General features: G+C 42.8%; 14 protein-coding genes, 1 rRNA gene and 1 pseudogene. 12 read left to right on the forward strand and 4 right to left on the reverse strand.

The window, feature by feature from the left end:
• The 3 genes from DW904_RS14800 to DW904_RS25775 all read left to right on the forward strand — a co-directional run.
• Window positions 1-158, forward strand: a 23S ribosomal RNA gene (locus DW904_RS14800); the annotation flags it as partial.
• Window positions 159-326: 168 nt separating this feature from the next.
• Entirely contained in the window at window positions 327-1,253 is a 927-nt protein-coding gene (locus DW904_RS25770; RefSeq protein WP_347562162.1) for an AAA family ATPase, read from the forward strand.
• 84 nt (window positions 1,254-1,337) lie between these two features.
• Window positions 1,338-2,006, forward strand: coding sequence for a PD-(D/E)XK nuclease domain-containing protein (locus DW904_RS25775; protein ID WP_347562163.1), 669 nt, complete (start codon window positions 1,338-1,340; stop codon window positions 2,004-2,006).
• A 43-nt stretch (window positions 2,007-2,049) separates the two neighbouring features.
• Here DW904_RS25775 and DW904_RS14810 read toward each other — a convergent pair whose 3' ends face one another.
• Window positions 2,050-2,874, reverse strand: coding sequence for an RNA methyltransferase (locus DW904_RS14810; RefSeq protein WP_118582060.1), 825 nt, complete (start codon window positions 2,872-2,874; stop codon window positions 2,050-2,052).
• A 582-nt stretch (window positions 2,875-3,456) separates the two neighbouring features.
• Here DW904_RS14810 and DW904_RS14815 point away from each other — a divergent pair.
• Window positions 3,457-3,852: an Rrf2 family transcriptional regulator gene (locus DW904_RS14815; RefSeq protein ID WP_347562164.1), complete on the forward strand. Its 396-nt coding sequence runs from the start codon at window positions 3,457-3,459 to the stop codon at window positions 3,850-3,852.
• A 377-nt stretch (window positions 3,853-4,229) separates the two neighbouring features.
• Window positions 4,230-4,646 (forward strand): hypothetical protein, encoded by a 417-nt coding sequence (locus DW904_RS14820; protein WP_227198921.1) that lies wholly within the window; start codon window positions 4,230-4,232, stop codon window positions 4,644-4,646.
• Window positions 4,647-4,718: 72 nt separating this feature from the next.
• Here the strand turns inward: DW904_RS14820 and DW904_RS14825 are convergent, their stop codons facing one another.
• Window positions 4,719-7,607 carry a HAMP domain-containing sensor histidine kinase gene (locus DW904_RS14825; protein WP_118582063.1) on the reverse strand — a complete coding sequence of 963 codons (2,889 nt, stop codon included), beginning with the start codon at window positions 7,605-7,607 and terminating at the stop codon, window positions 4,719-4,721.
• Window positions 7,608-7,697: 90 nt separating this feature from the next.
• Window positions 7,698-8,392 (reverse strand): annotated as a pseudogene (locus DW904_RS14830) (response regulator transcription factor).
• A gap of 460 nt (window positions 8,393-8,852) precedes the next feature.
• Between DW904_RS14830 and DW904_RS14835 the strand changes: the two are divergent.
• From DW904_RS14835 to DW904_RS14850, 4 genes are all read left to right on the forward strand, one after another.
• Window positions 8,853-10,970, forward strand: coding sequence for an EAL domain-containing protein (locus tag DW904_RS14835; RefSeq protein ID WP_118582066.1), 2,118 nt, complete (start codon window positions 8,853-8,855; stop codon window positions 10,968-10,970).
• A gap of 133 nt (window positions 10,971-11,103) precedes the next feature.
• Complete coding sequence (locus DW904_RS14840; protein ID WP_195590897.1) at window positions 11,104-11,685, forward strand: TetR/AcrR family transcriptional regulator; 582 nt, start codon at window positions 11,104-11,106, stop codon at window positions 11,683-11,685.
• A gap of 165 nt (window positions 11,686-11,850) precedes the next feature.
• A complete protein-coding gene (locus DW904_RS14845; protein ID WP_118582072.1) occupies window positions 11,851-12,435 on the forward strand; it encodes a DUF308 domain-containing protein in 585 nt (194 codons plus the stop codon).
• A gap of 12 nt (window positions 12,436-12,447) precedes the next feature.
• Window positions 12,448-13,821, forward strand: coding sequence for a radical SAM protein (locus DW904_RS14850; RefSeq protein ID WP_118582075.1), 1,374 nt, complete (start codon window positions 12,448-12,450; stop codon window positions 13,819-13,821).
• 120 nt (window positions 13,822-13,941) lie between these two features.
• On the opposite strand, the gene DW904_RS14855 is transcribed toward DW904_RS14850, so the two are convergent.
• Entirely contained in the window at window positions 13,942-14,130 is a 189-nt protein-coding gene (locus DW904_RS14855; RefSeq protein WP_118582078.1) for a hypothetical protein, read from the reverse strand.
• A gap of 326 nt (window positions 14,131-14,456) precedes the next feature.
• On the opposite strand from DW904_RS14855, the gene DW904_RS14860 reads away from it, so the two are divergent.
• The 3 genes from DW904_RS14860 to DW904_RS14870 all read left to right on the forward strand — a co-directional run bounded on the left by DW904_RS14860 (window position 14,457) and on the right by DW904_RS14870 (window position 18,582).
• Complete coding sequence (locus DW904_RS14860) at window positions 14,457-15,317, forward strand: class I SAM-dependent methyltransferase (RefSeq protein ID WP_118582081.1); 861 nt, start codon at window positions 14,457-14,459, stop codon at window positions 15,315-15,317.
• A 267-nt stretch (window positions 15,318-15,584) separates the two neighbouring features.
• Window positions 15,585-16,865 carry an aminotransferase gene (locus DW904_RS14865; RefSeq protein WP_118582086.1) on the forward strand — a complete coding sequence of 427 codons (1,281 nt, stop codon included), beginning with the start codon at window positions 15,585-15,587 and terminating at the stop codon, window positions 16,863-16,865.
• 316 nt (window positions 16,866-17,181) lie between these two features.
• Window positions 17,182-18,582, forward strand: a complete 1,401-nt coding sequence (locus DW904_RS14870) for a L,D-transpeptidase family protein (RefSeq protein WP_118582089.1) — start codon at window positions 17,182-17,184, stop codon at window positions 18,580-18,582.
• The last annotated feature ends 33 nt before the right edge of the window (window positions 18,583-18,615 follow it).

An 18,615-nucleotide genomic window follows, 5' to 3' on the forward strand; every position in this document is an offset into this window, starting at 1 on the left:
AAACGCTGAAGGCATCTAAGCGTGAAGCCCCCCTCAAGATGAGATGTCCCATTCGAAAGAAGTAAACCCCCTTGAAGACGACGAGGTAGATAGGGCAGGGGTGGAAGTGCAGTAATGTACGGAGCTGACTGTTACTAATAGGGTGAGGGCTTGACCAACAATCGCAAGGTTGAAGAATGATTCCATTAGGATGTAACATGTATGTAGTTTTGAAGGTACAGTAAATGAGACGGTAACCATTTGGTTATCGTTTTTTTATTTGCTGAAACTATACTGCTGTGTTATTATGTTTATATAAAAAATATCTGTTTAGGAAGGAAGGGCATATGGGAAATCCTAATATTCCAGTAGGTATCTCTGATTTTAAAGAGATACGTGAGAATAATAACTATTATATTGATAAAAGCGGTTTCATATCTGAACTCCTAACCGATGGTGCAGCGAAAGTAACATTGATTACCAGACCGAGACGATTTGGGAAAACATTGGGCATGAGCATGCTCTACTATTTCTTTAATGTTCGAAATGAGAGTCAGAAATTATTCGAAGGGCTTGAAATTTCAAGAAATCACGAGCTTTGTGAAAAATGGTTGAATAAGTGGCCTACTATTTTTTTGACATTTAAAGATATAGATGGACTTGATTTTGCAAGTGCGTATGACCAGCTGGTATTTACCATCTCTGATTTGTATCAGAAATACAGTTTTTTGCTGGAAAGCGAAGAAATTGATGAAGAAGATCGTAAGCGCTTTAAACTTCTGAAATCTGGTGAGGGAAGCAAAATTTTGGTTATCAGATCTCTTAGTCTGCTTATGCGTCTGCTCGAGAATTATTACCATAAGCAGATGATTTTGCTTATAGATGAATATGACGTTCCTATAGCAAAAGCCAGCAGCAAAGGATATTACCAGCAAATGCTGGAAATTATCAGAGGTATGATGAGTACTGCATTAAAAGATAATACTTCATTGAAATTTGCTGTTATCACAGGCTGTCTGCAGATTGCAAAAGAGAGCATTTTTACAGGGACAAATAACTTTGTTACAGATACGATTGCAAATACCGGATTCAATGAATATTTCGGATTTACCCAGCAGGAGGTCAACAAAATCCTGGAAGATACAGGGACAGTGCAGTATGCAAAGCAGATGAAGGAATGGTACGATGGATATCATATGGGAGAAATTGATGTGTACTGCCCGTGGGATGTTATGAATTATTTGCGGGAACTTCAGAGAAATCCCAAAGCGTAGCCAGTCAGTTATTGGAAAAATACCAGTGACAATGCAATTATCCGCTCTTTCATCGATTTTGCAGGCAATAGCATTACGGACAAAATGGAAACATTGCTTTCTGGTGGATATATTCTTCAGGATATTGATGAGAACCTGACTTATGATTATTTGCATTCATCCGAAAGTAATCTTTGGAGTATTCTTTACATGACTGGTTATCTGACAGAAGCGCGGATTTCAGAAGGGAAAATTGCATTTTCACCGGATACCAAAGCATTAAAGATACCAAATGCGGAAATAAGAGAAATTTTTGAAACTACGGTAATGAAATGGTTTGCTGACAGTGTGAAAAAATGGAATCGAACAGCGATTTTTCAGGCTCTCTGGAATCAAAAAACAGAAATTATAACCAGAGAAATGAATCTATTGCTGTGGAATACCATCAGTTATCATGATTATAAAGAAGACTTCTATCATGCGTTTCTCACAGGCATTTTTATGGGAGCTGGTGAACAGATTGAATCGAACAAAGAGCATGGATTGGGAAGACCAGATCTTGTGATTATTGATAAAGCCAATGGAAAGGTAGCGATTTTCGAAGTAAAATATTCGCAAAGCATGAAACAGTTAAATAAAGATTGTGATAAAGCACTGGCGCAGATGAAAGAGAGAAAGTATGCAGAGGATTATAAGGACAGGTATAAAGATATCTTTTGTTATGGAATCTCATTTTATAAAAAGGAATGTCTGGTGAAAATGCTGGAGTCTTAGAACCTGTTTAAACACGCTCTGGAAAAGGTGAGGAAGCATTCCCTCACCTTTTTCCAAGTTCCCAGAAAGCCACAGCACTTGCGGCAGCTACATTCAGGGAATCCACTTCATGGGACATGGGGATTTTTACGGTGTAATCGCAGCCGGTGATGGTTGCATCCACCAGTCCGTCTCCTTCAGCTCCAAGGATAATCGCCAGTTTTTCTTCGGCTTGAAGGGCTGGGGCGTCAATGCTGATGGAATCGTTCCGAAGAGCCATTGCTACAGTTTTAAATCCGAGAGAGCGAAGCTGCTCCATTCCAGCTTCCGGCCAGGACACTTTTTTAAGAAAATAAGTCCATGGAATCTGAAAAACAGTACCCATACTTACCCGGGTGGCTCTGCGGTAAAGAGGATCACAACAGCCTGGGGTGAGAAGAACCGCATCCATATGAAGCGCGGCAGCTGAACGAAAAATGGCTCCGATATTGGTTGGGTTCACTACATTTTCCAGAATGGCGATACGGCGGGCATTTTTGCAGATATCTTCCACAGAGGGAAGGTCCCGGCGAGTCATGGCACAAAGCATTCCACGGGTAAGTGCAAAGCCTGTAAGCTTTACAAGTACCTCATAATCTGCTGTATAAACCGGAATTCCCGGGAACTTTTGTAACAATTCTTTTCCTTCTTTTTCCAGATCCTTGTGTTGAACTAAAAAAGAAACCGGCTGATATCCGGCATTGGCCGCGCGTTGGATTACCTTTGGGCTTTCTGCGATAAAAAGTCCTGGTTTGGGCTCATAGAATCGTAGAAGCTGCACCTCCGGGATTCTGGCGTAAACATCCAGCTCCGGGGCAGTGAAATCTGTTATCTCAATTCGGTTACTCATTTCGTTTTCTCCTGTTTTTCAAGTGCTTTTTAAATGCTACTTGTTTGATAAAGCATTTTATTATCAGCATTATTATAAGGGAAAGACAGGTAAATTGCGATTCTTTTTTTAGCATATTTCTGCAATCGACACGCCTCGCTTGGCGGTATATTTTGTCAAACACGCTCTAGCCCGGGAAAGGAAACGATATGAGAAAAATTAGAATTTTAGGGACTGCTGTTATTACTCGCCAATTGATGGGGAAAAGGATGTCACGTTTAAAATCATCCAGAATGATCAGGCAGTTGAAACTCTTGACAGCCTTATGACGACACAGCAGTTCTGGTAATTTATGAGGGAACATCAGAGAGTGAGAAAAAGTTCACATTGCGAACCAGCTTATCAGTTCGCGCAGCGGCTCATGCGCAGACGATAACTATTTCCGGAATACTGGATTATCTGCGAATAAAAAGGTAATTTCCTATTGAAATAATAGGAATTAGAAGGTATAATCTTCTGTAGAGTGATTTTGCATTTGCAGAATCACAGAGCAGGAGGAATGAAGATGAGAATATCCACTAAGGTAGATATGCAATAAAGTTAATGCTTGATCTGGCTACCAATGACAACGGAGAGCCGATCAGGTTAAAGGATGTAGCGCGCAGACAGGAGATTTCTGAGAAATATCTGGAGCAGATCATTTCTGTATTAAATAAGGCTGGATATGTGAAGAGTGTCCGCGGACCACAGGGCGGTTACTCCCTGCAGCGAAGACCAGAAGAGTACACAGTAGGCATGATCCTCAGACTGACAGAAGGCTGTCTGTCACCGGTAGACTGTGTCGCACCAGACGGAGGCGGCTGCGAGAAAGGTGATGCATGCGTCACACGTATCCTCTGGAAGAAGATTGATGATGCTATCAATGAAGTGGTAGATAATATTACATTAGGAGACCTTCTTGACTGGCAGGCTGCAAGCGCAGATGATTATGTAATTTAATTGTAACTATTCAGAAGGCAGTATTTCGCCAGGTGTTTTTTGTGAACGTAGTTCACAGAAAATCCGAGAATTGCGGCGCGAAATCATGCAAAGCATGATTTCTGTGCATCGCGGAGCGTGTAACTGTGAAGGTACTGAACAGTTACATTTAATTATAAAATGCATGTTGAAAAGAAAAAAACATATGCTATAATGCCAATGGGCAATGAGATGTGAAAAATCCATGTAGTTCAACTACAAACGAAAATCCCAGTGTTGCAGCACTGGGGTTTTCTATTCCAAATTTTTGATGGAATGTCCGCCGCATAAACACACCTACCCTGCGTGAAGCGCTGTATGTAAAGTACGGTCTGGATCAGCCAGTAGCTGTCCAGTTTGTGAACTACGCAAAAAATATGTTAAAAGGTGATCTTGGTGTCAGCTACAATATTTCCAAGAACACTCCTATTTCCCAGATGATTCAGACAAGACTTCCAATTTCTATTGGAATCGGAGGACTTGCCGTTATCATCGGAGCGATAGTAGGACTGCTACTGGGACTATTGGCAGCCCTGAAATATAACACCATATGGGATTCGCTGGCCACGGTCATATCGGTAATCGGTGTGTCGGTGCCGTCTTACGTATTTGCTCTTGCTCTTAGCTACAGCCTTGGTTTCCGCCTCCAGTGGTTCCCGATGCTGTACAAAGCGAACAATGCAGGCATGTCCAGTGTACTTCCAAGCATTGCTCTTTCCATGTTTACCATTGGAGAGTTTGAGAAATTTAAGAGTATGCCGAGACTGGAATATTAATTGCAAAACAGCAGCAGAAGTAAACTAATCGCTTACTCCTGCTGCTATTTTTATAGCTGCATATGATAAAAATCATCTCGCTTCCGGTTTGGGCTGAGCAGGGACTTCTGCGTCAGTGCACTTGGAATTCTGCGCTTGGAAGGTGATAGTCACTTTGAATAAATCCCCATCCAGGTAAAGCTGGAATTTGCCGCCCTGGAGCTCAGTAAGACTTTTGGCAATGCTAAGTCCAAGCCCGCTTCCCTCGGTGCCACGGGCTACATCACCGCGGACGAAACGCTCGGTAAGTTCCTCAGCAGCGAAATTTAACGGCTGGGCGGAAATATTTTTCAGGGTGAAAACCACCTGACCGTGGGCGTTCATTACTTCCGCGTAAACCCGGGTGTCTTCCATGGCATATTTTGTTACATTTCCGAAAATATTTTCCAATACACGCCACAGCCGCTGGCCATCTGCATAGATTACAGAAGGCTCATCTGGAAAATGTACCATCATGGTAAGATGGTGTTCTTCGAAACGCTCCTCGAACTCTCCGATTACCTGATGGAGCATTTCTACGAAATCAAGATTATTCATGTTCAGTGTCAGATTTCCGGTGCTGGCCTTGGAGGCTTCTACAACATCCTCTGTGAGTACCTTCAGCCGGGCTGCCTTGGCTTCCAGAATATCCAGATATTCCAGAACCTTAGGATCTGTAAAATTCTCACGTTTCAGAAGATCAATGTAGCTGATAATGGAAGTCAGCGGTGTCTTCAGATCGTGGGAAACGTTGGTGATCAGCTCGGTTTTCATCCGCTCATTTTTCACACTGTTTTCTACAGCTGCGTCAAGACCGCTTCCAATGTTATTAATATATTCTGCAATATGTTTATCATCGCTCCAAAGCCGTTCCAGAGGAATTTTATATTGCAGGTTTCCATTGGAAATTTCTCTCAGTCCTTTTATGATCTGTTCTCTGCTGCAGGCTTTTGTAATAACATATAGCAGTATCAAAAGATCAGCCAGACAGCTGAAGAAAAAGAACAGCTGCATGCTGCCAAGTAAGGGACCGCAGATTATATATTTGATGAAAAGAAAGCAAAGAAAAGCGAAGGTTGCTTTCAGTCTGGCAGCAGTGTTTCTGGAGTAGAGATCAGCAAGGGCGTGAAGCTTGTGACTGGCTGAATGAATCAGTCTGGAGGTCAGGACAAGAAGACGGCGCAGGATGCTGTTTTTCCAGAGCTGCTTTGCCTTGATCCGCCGTACCAGGCTAAGGTAGCCAATCTGGAACCAGAATAAAGTGTAAAGCCCCAGAATCATAAGCTTCAGCAACAGACTCACATCAAGGAGTGATGTGGCACGCAGTCTGTCAGTCTGATAGTCTGCAAAGGACAGGCATTGTAAAAGGAGTACCAGGACAGGAAACCATGCAAGCAGAATCAGTCCTGCAGAAAGCTCAGTTGGCCAGCGGTCAAAAAAGCAAAGGTGCAGCTTTTGGTCGCTGTTTTTTCTTCCGGCAATTGCTGTTAGCCATACAAACGCAGCCAGGAAAAGAAAGCTGCACAGCAGGAAGAAAAGAAATACCGGCTTCTGATATCTGGAATAGTTTTCAAAAAATGTTTTGTCAGTGGCAAAGGTATCGGAAACAGGAAATGCCTGATCCACATAGGCGGCAAAGATGAAATTGCTGTTTACTGCTGGCAGCAGGGAGTTTGCCACCTCCTTCCAGGAGTCGCAGGTAACATTGTTTCCGGGGAAAGTATTGTATTTCCTGAGCCCTGCCAGGTTGCTGGTAAATCCATCTGGTTGATATTGGATAAGAACATAGGAAATACCATTTATAGATTTTAAAAGATCTGTCAGTTTTGTGCAATAATCGATGGTGCCCCCCATATTGTCAGCTGTAGGATTTTCTATGGCTGAATCAGCGTGTGTTACACTGCGTTCCAAGGTATAGCCAGCTGCTTCCAGCTCGCTGTCATTGGAAATAACCTGTCCGTCATCCTCGTTAATGTAAATGTAACTCATGTTGGAGTGACCCTGGGAATAATTTTTCAGAATCTGCTCCTGCTGGATATAAAAGTCAGTTCTGGAAAGAAGGCTGTAAAGAGATTCGAAAGCCTTATCTATGCGGTCGTTCCATTTGGCATTGGAATTTAGAACATCCAGAATGCTGTCTGCGCCTTTGGGCGGATAAGCCTCTGTTGGTTCATAATATCCATCATAGAGGGAGATGGAATCATAGAGCACTTTGCCGTCCCCGGATGTGATCTGAATGCCAGAAAGATCATCCATTACACCATATTGCATGTCGTCTTTGATGTCTTCGATAAGCTGTTTGAGATTTTCATCGTAGGATGCTATTTCAGTTGCAGAGTCACTGAGTCCGTAATACTCCATATCCACAGAAAAATCCAGTTCTCCGCTGTCAATTTTTTCCAGAAAATCCTGAACATAATAATAATGCCGGGAAAGTGACTCGCCGGCAGAAGAAGCCTGGTGGCAGATCACAATGGGATTTCCACTGGAGGTATCAAAGTCCTGCGCCCATTTTTCCAGGTCTGAAACTGAATAGGCCAGACCGGAGGTGTTTTGAAAAGAGATTTCTTCATCGTTGGCAATTTCATTAAGATCAACTACTTGGGATGCAGATGTCTGATTTAAAGAAGCGTGAGCCTCAGATGAGACATTTTTGTCAGATGACTGGGAATCTTCATTTTGGGCAAGGCCTTTCCAGGATACATTAGTATAGGGAAATGTAACAGAAATTCCGTACATCACGTCATAGGCTGCGTCGTAGAGGGTATTGGCAAATGCCGTGGAATCCAGATAATCTTTCCCGGAATCAGAAAGCCTCAGATCATGTGCCAAAGAGGTAATTAAAAATAAACCTGAGAAGATTACAGCTCCCAGAAAAATATATTGCAATAGGAGCAAAAGCCCTTTGATACCAGGGCTGCGGTGCCATTTTTTCTTTTCCATATGATTAACCCCTTTCTTGATAATGTGCTGCTTATCGTATTGGTAACGCCATTTGGCATATCCAATAGCGAATCTTTCAAATACTTTTAATCAAAGCTTTTCAATTTTATACCCAAGTCCCCAGACAACTTTTAAATACCTGGGCTCCTTGGGATTGATCTCAATCTTTTCCCGGATATGCCGGATATGCACGGCAATTGTGTTATCTGCCGCAATTGCTTCTTCATTCCAGATATTTTCATAAATTTGATTGATGGAAAATACCCGGCCCTGATTCTTTATGAGAAGAAGCAGAATATTATATTCAATTGGCGTAAGCTCAGGGCTTCGCCATCCACCTGAACTTCTTTCTGATCGTCATTCACCGTCAGCCCGCCGGTTGTATAAATATGCTGACTTTCACAGGAAACCGCTGCACCCAGCTGGGTATATCTTCGAAGCTGGGAACGAACCCTGGCAATCAGCTCTAAAGGACTAAAGGGCTTGGTTACGTAATCGTCAGCTCCAACATTCAATCCAAGAATTTTATCTGCATCCTCGGACTTTGCTGAAAGAATAATAATAGGGAGAGAATGCTCCTCCCTGATTTTCAAAGTTGCCCTGATGCCATCCAGCTTCGGCATCATAACGTCGATGATCAACAGGTCTACCTCATTTTTCTGTAAAACCAAAAGTGCCTGTTGTCCATCGTAAGCCTTTAGAATCTGGTGACCTTCCTGTTCCAGATAAATGCTGATGGCTTCTACAATATCTTTATCATCATCACATACAAGAATTGTTGCCATTTTCTTTTTCACCTCCCCTGTAATATATAAGGTATCAGACAAAATTTAAGATGAAAGGGGTAAAATCTTAAGATATTCTTATGAAAATATTGTACGTAAGCTTATGGATACACTGCACCGTATAAAAACGTACTTGTCCGATAAATATGAGTGTAAAAGAAAGCCACGCTAAATGCAACAATATTGTCGGCTTTTGTCAGCTTTTAGCTGCTCCACTCTTTTTTGAAAGTGAGCAATAGGGTCATCATACTGTTTTTCCAATTCATCCAGCCAGCCAATAGATTCTATTGTTTTCTGGCGGGAGTATTTCTTAGCTTTATCGTAATATGTGTCATTATGCCTAAAAAAAAACAGAAAAACTTTCGCGAGTTGACCTGTTGCGTATTGAAAAGGAATAGCTTATAATATTTTTAATAGTTTTAATCGTTGGATTTACATTCAGAAATGGAAAAGGACGCGTATGAGACAGGAGAAGAGAACTGAGACAATTACATACATAGTAGATGAGTCATATCGAATTCAGTATATGAGTAAAGCACTGATGAAACAGTTTTCGGATTTTGAGCCCGGAGAGATCTGTTATGAGAAGTTTCGGGGAAGAGAGAAGCCCTGTCGTAATTGCCCGTTGGCACATCCGAACCGGAAGACAGATTTATTCTATAATGAAGATCAGGGGAAATGGCTGAAAATCAATGCCGGAGAGGTCGAGTGGCCGGGAGCAAGGAACTGTCATGTAATTTTGGCAAAGGATATTTACGAGGAAGATATGGATAATCTTTGCCGTTTTGTAAATATGAAGAAGGAGATCCTGGAACGGAGAAACCTGGGCAAGACGGAGAAGAATAAGCTTACAGGTTTATTTGCCAGAATTCCTTTTTTTACACAGACAGAAGCTTTCCTCAGAGTAAATGAAACTGCGGCAGGGAAATATTGTCTGGTAGCCATTGATATTGAACATTTTAAGCTTTTTAACGAATGGTATGGTCAGGTGGCAGGAGACAAGCTCCTGAGAGAAATCGGGGCGCATCTTAATAAAATGCGTCAGGAATTTGGCGGGATTGCCGGATATATGGGTGGGGATGACTTTGTAATTGTTCTTCCAAATGATGAAAAAGTTCTCGAAAATCTGAAATGCCGTATTACCGGATTTGTGCGTGCATACGGTGGACATACCGGATTCCTTCCTGCTTTTGGTTTTTATGTAATTGATGATATCAGTCTCAGTGCTTCACAGATGTATGACCGGGCAATTCTTGCGCAGGAGACAGTAAAGGGAAATTATGCTGTACGCTGTGCTTATTACAGCTCAGATATGAAGACACGCCTGGAGAATAATCATGTGCTCCTTGCTGAAGTGCAGGCCGGTCTGGAAAGAGATGAGTTTATCTACTATCTTCAGCCGAAATGTAATCTGAACACAGGTAAGATCGTCGGGCTGGAATCACTGGTGCGCTGGAAGCATCCTGAGAAGGGAATTGTGGCACCTGGATATTTTATTCCGGTTATGGAGAGTAACGGACTGATCACAGAACTGGACATGAAGGTGTGGGAGCAGGTTTGCCAGACGCTGCAGGACTGGATAAAAAGCGGACACAAGGTAATTCCTATTTCTGTCAATGTATCCAGTGTGGATATTTATGCAATTGATGTAGTAGAGCATTTTAAAAATCTGGTTCGCAAATATGGGCTTCCGCCGGAATATGTAGAGCTGGAGATTACAGAAAGTGCTTATGTAGAAGAATATAAGGTGATCACCGGTGTGGCAGAGGCACTGCGAAATGCAGGCTTTACCGTTCTGATGGATGATTTTGGAAGCGGATATTCTTCTTTGAATATGCTGAAGGATGTAAATGTAGACGTTCTGAAGATTGACATGAAGTTTCTGAAAATGGATGAGAATACCATGGACAAGGGAATGGGAATTCTTGAGGCTGTTACCAGAATGGCAAATATTATGGGACTTCGCATGATCGCAGAGGGCGTTGAGACGGAAGACCAGATCAATTATCTGCTGAATATGGGCTGTATTTATGGCCAGGGTTATTTCTTCTATAAGCCTCTTCCGGTTGAAGAAATAAAAGTACTTCTCAATGATGAGAATAATGTGGATTACCGGGGGATTCAGGCACGAAAAATTGAGCATGTACGTTTCAAGGATCTGTTTCAGTCTGAGCTGGCAAGTGACAGCATACTGAATAATATTCTTGGACCAATTGCCATTTATGATGTATATTGTAATAATGTAGAATTGCTGCAGGTAAATGATAAATACTGTCTGCTGGTTGGACAGGATCCTGTGGATCTGGCAGAGAATGTTCAGGTTATGGAGGCAATACACCCGGATGACAGGAAAAAAATGCAGAATATTTTCCAACGGTCTTTCCAGAGACTGGCTGAAGGTGCAGAGGGAACTGTGCGCCGCAGAAGAGAAGATGGTCAGTATATATGGATAAATATCAAAGCATTTTTCCTGAGAGAACAGGATGGACATAAAATGTTTTATGGAGCTGTCCGGGACGTATCCGAAGAAATGAATCAGTTCCAGAAATTGATGTTTTATCAGAACAGGGGAAATTAATGTAAATGCAAGGGCGCGTTGTCCTTGCATTTTAAATTGGTTTGTGGCATAATCTGTGATAATAACTTAACAAGCCGGAAACATAGCCGATTAGGCTTTTTTACGGCTTCATTTCAAGATGACAGGTGAGAAAATGTCTGGTTTTACGAAAGAAATTATTATCAGGACTTTGTTTGAACTGCTTAATGAGAAACCTCTTGCGAAAATTACAGTGAAGGATATTGTGGAGCGCTGCGGTGTGAACCGGAATACTTTCTATTATCATTTCCGCGATATTTCTGATGTTGTGGAATCAGCTCTTCTTCGGGAAGTAGACAACGCTTTTGAACATCCGGTGGAAGTGGATTCTATGCTGGAATGCCTTGAGGTACTGGTGAAGCTGATCGGAGAGAACAAGAAGGCCATGCTCCATATTTACTGTTCCGTGCAGAGAGAAACGTTTACCAGTGCACTGGATAAAATGTGCCAGTATGTTATAAAGCAGTATATCGTACATAATTTTAAAGAAGAAATTATGGAAAAAGAAGATATGAAGGTGCTCATGCATTTTTATAAATGTGTAATGATTGGAGTGATTCTGGACTGGATGGATCACAGGATGTCTTATGATCTGACAGAATATGCAGAGAAGCTGCGTGAACTCTATGAAAATACTTTTGAGAAAACATTGGAAAAGGTGGCAGGAACCAAACCTGTTTATCTGAAAATCGTATAGGGAATTTGTAAATCTGCTTTTTTCCTCGGAAAATGGAAATGCGGTAAGCTTTTAGGCAAATATGGGATTGTGTCTGAATTTCAGACACAGTCCTTTTTTTGTCCGTTCCTTTTTGAAATTTATCTTACTATAATAAATCCATGAAAAGCAGAAAGGAGAATCAGAATGAATTCGTCAGGAACTTTGAAAATAGCACGAAATGGATATATAGTGATAGCAGTTGTTTTCTGTGCTTTGGGAATTTTTTTGATGGCTGTTCCGGAAAAAGCCGTGAAAATAATTTGTGTTCTTGCAGGAATTCTGTTTATTGCAGATGGAATTATAAAAATAATCGGATATTTTTCCAGAGATTTTTACTGTCTGGCTTTTCAATTTGACCTTGGCTTTGGAATTCTCATGATTGCAGTTGGAATTCTGATTCTGGTGAGAAGGGAAGCCATACTAAGACTGATTTTCGTGATTTTCGGTCTTGTGATTCTGACCGATGCATTGCTTCGGATCCAAATGTCAGTGGAAGCGAAAAAATTCGGTTTGAAGCTCTGGTGGGCAGTTTTGCTTATTGCAGTAGCAACCGGAATATTTGGAATGCTTCTTCTTGTTGATCCGGCAGGAGGTGCAAAGCTGACTGTGATTTTTACAGGCGTGGCATTTCTGCTGGAGGGAATACTGAAGCTTTGCGTGGTAGTATACACTGTGAAAATCCGTGAGAATGAAAATGTAGTCTGGGAAGATGAATTCAGAGAAATTTAAAGGAGGAGCATTATGAAACTGATTGATAAAGCAAAACAGGCCGCTATGGAAGGTGCTGTAACAAAAGCATTAGAATATCTGGAAAAGGATCCGGAGACAAACATTCCGAAGCTGATGGAGCTGGTAGATAAATTCACTCCGCAGGACTGGTATAAAGGTCAGAGAGATGCCATTCGTAATGCAATCCAGGACACAGACAGCAACTGGTATAAGCTGATCATGAACCTGTATCAGCTGGATCCAGGTGTTCGAAAAGTATTTTTCCAGAACTTTATTGTAAATGCCAGCTTAAAGGGAAGTGCAAGACAGGAAGAGGTTGCTGCACAGAACAATTGCAATGTTCCGTGGGCAATCCTTCTGGATCCTACAAGTGCCTGTAATCTGCATTGCACAGGATGCTGGGCAGCAGAGTATGGTCACAAGCTGAACCTGGATCTGGAGACCATTGACTCCATTATCAGACAGGGTAAAGAGCTTGGTGTTTACATGTATATTTATACCGGTGGTGAACCTACTGTACGTAAGAAGGATCTTATTAAACTTTGTGAGATGCATCCGGATTGTGAGTTCCTTTCCTTCTCAAACGGGACACTTTTCGATGAGGAATTCTGTGATGAAATCTTAAGAGTAAAGAACTTCGTTCCGGCATTCAGTCTGGAAGGTTCCGAGGAAGCCAACGACGGACGCCGTGGAGAGGGAATCTATCAGAAGGTTATGCATGCAATGAAACTGTTGAAGGACAGAGGTCTTCCATTTGGAGTTTCCACCTGCTATACAGGCATGAACGTAGACAGTGTAAGCAGTGAGGAATATTTTGACAAGCTGATTGACTGTGGTGCATTATTTGCATGGTTCTTCCATTACATGCCAGTTGGAAATGATGCTTCACCGGAGCTTCTTCTTACACCGGACCAGCGAGAAGAAATGTATCATGCAATTCGTAAATTCAGAAGCACAAAAGCAATCTTTACGCTGGATTTCCAGAATGATGCTGAATTTGTACATGGATGTATTGCAGGTGGAAGACATTATCTGCATATTAATGCAAATGGTGATGTGGAGCCTTGTGTATTCATCCATTATTCAAACTGCAATATCAAAGATACTTCTCTTCTGGACGCACTGAAGAGCCCGATTTTCCAGGCTTATCATGATAACCAGCCTTTCAACGAGAACATGCTTCGTCCATGTCCAATGCTGGAGAATCCGGAGATCCTGCGTAAATTAGTTGCAGAGACCGGCGCGAAATCCACTGATCTTCAGTCACCGGAGAGTGCAGAGCATCTTTGCGGCAAATGTGATAAATATGCAGCCTGCTGGAAAGAGAGAGCAGATCAGCTGTGGGATGAGAGACAGAAGGAAAAGGCAGAAAAAGCCAGATGCTGATAGTTTGCTGCAGGAATATGCAGAAAGAATGATTTCATAATAAAGTCTGAGTATAGTATGTCGCTTGAAACGGCATCTGTACTCAGACTTTTTTGTGCATGAGGAGAAAAAAACAGAGGACTAATAATTGTATGCACCCTCATAAGCATTGCAGCGCTCCTTGCGCTTCGACTGATTTTCGCAGCTGCTGCACCTGTCGCAGAATTCCTGTTCATAGCAGGTGGAACAGACGCAACCCTTGCAGGCGTTGCGGTCGTAGGCGGAGGTACAGGTGTAAGGAAGTTTATTATCGGTAGTCTTTTCTGACATTTGAATCACGCTCCTTTTTAATGTGATTATAGTGCGAAAAAATATGTGGTTCAATGGGAAAAATCCGAAAAAAGTGAGGCGGATTTTTGGGCACTTTTTCAGGGAAGAAGATGAACAAAATTGACGTGGGTACAGTTTTCTGCTATCATAAATTTGTTGTTTGATATTAGGCGAAATGAAAGTCAGTTACATTGCGTTTGTGGCGATTCCCAGGGGTTGTCCGCATTCGTGCTATAAATGATTCATGATTTTACTTATACAGATATGATTCATGGATGACATTTAGGACTTTTGTGCGAAATAATAGAAAATGAGGTAAAAATAAAATGTGGATAGCAAATGGCTGGAAAGAATACGAAGTAATTGATACTTCCTGCGGCGAGAAACTGGAGAGATGGGGAAAATATCTCCTTGTCCGTCCGGATCCGCAGGTAATCTGGGATACACCGAAGACAGAGCCAGGATGGCGCAAGATGAACGCACACTATCACCGCAGCTCCAAGGGAGGCGGTGAATGGGAGTTCTTTGATCTGCCCCAGCAGTGGGATCTTCATTACAAGGAGCTTACGTTCCATCTGAAACCATTCAGCTTCAAGCACACCGGTCTTTTCCCGGAGCAGGCAGCAAACTGGGACTGGTTTGGAGACAAGATCCGTAAGGCTGACAGACCGATCAAGGTGCTGAACCTGTTCGCTTATACAGGTGGTGCAACTCTTGCGGCAGCAGCCGCAGGTGCATCCGTTACACACGTAGATGCCTCTAAGGGAATGGTTACCTGGGCGAAAGAGAATGCGGCAGCAAGTGGTCTTGCTGATGCACCAATCCGCTGGCTGGTAGATGACTGTGTGAAGTTTGTAGAGCGTGAAATCCGCCGAGGTAATCACTATGACGCAATTATCATGGATCCGCCTTCCTATGGAAGAGGCCCGAAAGGCGAGATCTGGAAAATTGAGGATGCCATTCATCCACTTGTGAAGCTTTGCACAAAGATTCTCAGCGATGATCCCCTGTTTTTCCTGATCAATTCCTACACCACCGGACTTGCTCCGGCTGTACTTACTTATATGCTGGCAACAGAGATGAAGAAGTATAAGGGACATGTAGATTCCCAGGAAATTGGTCTTCCGGTGAAGTCAAATGGGCTGGTATTGCCATGCGGTGCTTCTGGAAGATGGGAAGCGGTTTAAGTTACTGTTCACTGGTAACATTCCGCGAAGTGTTTTTTGTGAACAAAGTTCACAGAAAACCCGAGAGTTGCGGCGCGAAATCATGCAAAGCATGATTTCTGTGCATCGCGAAGCGTGTTACTGTGAACGAAGTGAACAGTAACCGGTTTAAGAGGGATTTTATATAAAATAGAGCCAAACACTTGACAACCGACAATTTAGCATACTAAAATGGAAAAGATATACGAGGAGGATACACCAAACAGGCAATTGCCGAAGGAGGAATTTATGAAAAAATATACCGAAATGAATCATGAAGAGCTTCTGGCACTGAAAAAAGAGCTGGACAAAGAATTTGAAGAGATCAAGGCACAGGGACTTGCCCTTGATATGTCAAGAGGAAAGCCAAGCAATGCACAGCTGGAACTTTCTATGGAAATGATGGACGTTCTGAAGGGCGATTCAGATCTGAAATGCGAGACTGGAGTAGATTGCCGTAACTACGGTGTGATCGACGGTATTCCGGAAGCCAAGCGTCTTCTTGGAGAAATGTCTGAGGTAGATCCGGAACACATTATCATATATGGAAATTCAAGCCTGAACGTTATGTTCGACAGTATCGCACGTTCCATGACTCAGGGTGTAATGGGAAATACTCCATGGTGCAAGCTTGACAAGGTGAAATTCCTCTGTCCGGTACCAGGTTATGACCGTCACTTCAAGATCACCGAATTTTTCGGAATCGAGATGATCAATGTTCCGATGACTCCACAGGGACCGGATATGGACATGGTAGAGAAGCTGGTAAGTGAAGATGCAGCGATCAAAGGAATCTGGTGTGTTCCGAAATACTCCAACCCACAGGGTTACACTTACTCCAAAGAAACCGTAGAGCGTTTTGCAAGACTGAAACCGGCAGCACCTGACTTCCGTATTTACTGGGATAATGCATACAGCATCCATCATCTCTATGATGATAATCAGGATTTCCTGGTTGAAATTCTTGGTGAGTGTGCAAAAGCTGGTAACCCTGATCTTGTTTATAAATTTACATCCACTTCCAAGGTAAGCTTCCCAGGATCTGGAATCGCTGCCGTTGCAGCTTCCAAGGCAAACCTGGATGATTTCCGCAAATATATGCAGGTTCAGACCATCGGTCATGATAAACTGAACCAGCTCCGTCACGTAAGATTTTTCAAGGATCTTGACGGACTTCACGCCCACATGAGAAAACACGCAGATATCCTCCGCCCGAAATTCGAGCTGGTTCTGGATACGCTTGACAAAGAACTTTCCGGGCTTGGAATCGGTGAGTGGACAAAGCCACACGGCGGATATTTCATCTCTTTTGATTCCCTGGATGGCTGCGCAAAGGCAATTGTAGCCAGAGCAAAAGAGGCTGGTGTTGTCCTTACTGGCGCAGGTGCTACTTATCCATACGGCAAGGATCCGAAAGATTCCAACATCCGTATTGCACCATCCTTCCCTACACTTGAGGATCTTGGCAAAGCAGCACAGGTATTCGTACTTTGTGTGAAACTTGTCAGTGTAGAAAAACTTCTCGGCTAAAAGCGTGTTGCTGTGAACGGTAACCTTTCCGTAAAAGGTGAGCCGCTATTTTCAAACAGGCTCTGAAATCGGAAATTTGCGCATAGAATGTAACCATGCCAGATCAGGAAGAGTACCTGATCTGGCATATAAAAAGAGGCAGAGTAATCTACTGTTATCTGTGAACAGTAATCATCTGCTTTTTATTGTCTTTACCCGTCTGCATTTGGAAGTCAGAAATAAATGCCGACTATGGAGTTTATTTCCTGCATAAGGTTAAACAGAAGATGTGGTCGTGTAAAGACAATAAGAATTCATCATAAGCAGGGAGGAATTTATGGCAAAAAATAAGGAAAAAGCAGGCGCAGGAAGAACGATTGTTATTTTACTTGTGGTTTTGCTGCTGCTTCTTACAGCAGGAGCCTATGGATATGGCGTGTACTACTTTTCCAGTCATTTTCTTCCAGGATCTATGGTAAATGGCTTTAATTGTTCCTATATGGCTTCAGAAGATACCGAGGACCTTCTGAACCAGCGTGTAGGCGCTTATGTTCTTGCTGTGGAGACCATGAAAAACGGTCAGGAAGCAATTTCTGCCCAGGATGTGGGGCTTTCCTATGTGTCTACTGGAATTGTGAAGCAGTTGATCAAAGATCAGGACCGTTTTACCTGGTTTCTTGCTTTTAACCAGGATAAGAATTATGATATTTCAGAATCCCTCAGCTATAATGTGGAGCTGATGGGGCAGGCTGTTGATAATCTGAAATGCATGCAGCCAGAGAATGTAGTCCAGCCTGTGGATGCCCAGATCCAGGATACCGGAGATACTTTTGAAATCATTCCGGAAGTAATGGGAAATGCTCTGGATCGCACTAAGACGGAGGAAGTGATTTCCGCAGCCATGCTCCGGGGAAAAACTTCTGTAAATCTGGAGAACGAGAGCTGCTACCGGAAGCCTTCGGTATACAGCACAGATGAACAGCTGAAAGCCAATTGTGAAAAAATGAACCAGCTTGTCAAGGTGATCATAACTTATGACTTTGCTGATCGTACTGAGACTGTGGACTGTACCCTGATCAAGAACTGGTTCGGTTATAATGAGGATGGCAATGTGATACTGGATGAAAATCTGGTGCGGCAGTATGTGGCAGACCTTGGGCTGAAATATGATACTATGGGACAGACCAGGACATTTCTGACTTACGATAATCGCCAGGTGGAAATTAAAGGCGGCGATTACGGCTGGGTGATCGATCAGGACGAAGAAGTAAAAGCGCTGATCGCTGCTATCGAAAGCGGTGTTACCCAGGTTCGTGAGCCTGTTTATCTGTATTCAGGCTATAGTCGCGGAACCAATGATATTGGTTCCACCTACGTGGAGATAGATCTGACAAACCAGCGTCTTGTTTTTTACCAGAAGGGAACTCCGATCGTGGACACACCTATTGTAAGCGGAAATCCGGATATTGAAGGCTGTGGCACTCCTACAGGCTGTTATGCACTGGATGCCAAGGAATCTCCGGCTGTGCTTACGGGAGAGGATTATGAGGCAAATGTGACCTATTGGATGCCTTTTGCAGGAAATGTGGGAATTCACGACGCTTCCTGGCGGTCTGAGTTTGGAGGAAATCTTTATCTGTGGGAAGGCTCCCATGGATGTGTAAATGTTCCATATGACAAGGCGGCCGAGATTTATGCAAATATTGAGGTTGGCATGCCGGTGGTTGTGTATGAGTAACTATTCAGTAGAGAATATTCCGCGAGGTGTTTT

The organism is Ruminococcus sp. AM42-11, assembly GCF_003480145.1.
Classification (GTDB): Bacteria; Bacillota; Clostridia; order Lachnospirales; family Lachnospiraceae; genus Blautia_A; species Blautia_A faecis.

What these genes read in the sequence shown, in the direction of transcription:
- DW904_RS14840 (WP_195590897.1), top strand. Translation starts at nt 11,104, where the DNA reads ATGTCTGGTTTTACGAAAGAAATTATTATCAGGACTTTGTTTGAACTG.
- DW904_RS14870 (WP_118582089.1), top strand. Translation starts at nt 17,182, where the DNA reads ATGGCAAAAAATAAGGAAAAAGCAGGCGCAGGAAGAACGATTGTTATT.
- DW904_RS25775 (WP_347562163.1), top strand. Translation starts at nt 1,338, where the DNA reads ATGGAAACATTGCTTTCTGGTGGATATATTCTTCAGGATATTGATGAG.
- DW904_RS14815 (WP_347562164.1), top strand. Translation starts at nt 3,457, where the DNA reads ATGCTTGATCTGGCTACCAATGACAACGGAGAGCCGATCAGGTTAAAG.
- DW904_RS14810 (WP_118582060.1), bottom strand. Translation starts at nt 2,874, where the DNA reads ATGAGTAACCGAATTGAGATAACAGATTTCACTGCCCCGGAGCTGGAT.
- DW904_RS14835 (WP_118582066.1), top strand. Translation starts at nt 8,853, where the DNA reads ATGAGACAGGAGAAGAGAACTGAGACAATTACATACATAGTAGATGAG.
- DW904_RS14850 (WP_118582075.1), top strand. Translation starts at nt 12,448, where the DNA reads ATGAAACTGATTGATAAAGCAAAACAGGCCGCTATGGAAGGTGCTGTA.
- DW904_RS14860 (WP_118582081.1), top strand. Translation starts at nt 14,457, where the DNA reads ATGTGGATAGCAAATGGCTGGAAAGAATACGAAGTAATTGATACTTCC.
- DW904_RS14845 (WP_118582072.1), top strand. Translation starts at nt 11,851, where the DNA reads ATGAATTCGTCAGGAACTTTGAAAATAGCACGAAATGGATATATAGTG.
- DW904_RS14825 (WP_118582063.1), bottom strand. Translation starts at nt 7,607, where the DNA reads ATGGAAAAGAAAAAATGGCACCGCAGCCCTGGTATCAAAGGGCTTTTG.
- DW904_RS14865 (WP_118582086.1), top strand. Translation starts at nt 15,585, where the DNA reads ATGAAAAAATATACCGAAATGAATCATGAAGAGCTTCTGGCACTGAAA.
- DW904_RS25770 (WP_347562162.1), top strand. Translation starts at nt 327, where the DNA reads ATGGGAAATCCTAATATTCCAGTAGGTATCTCTGATTTTAAAGAGATA.
- DW904_RS14855 (WP_118582078.1), bottom strand. Translation starts at nt 14,130, where the DNA reads ATGTCAGAAAAGACTACCGATAATAAACTTCCTTACACCTGTACCTCC.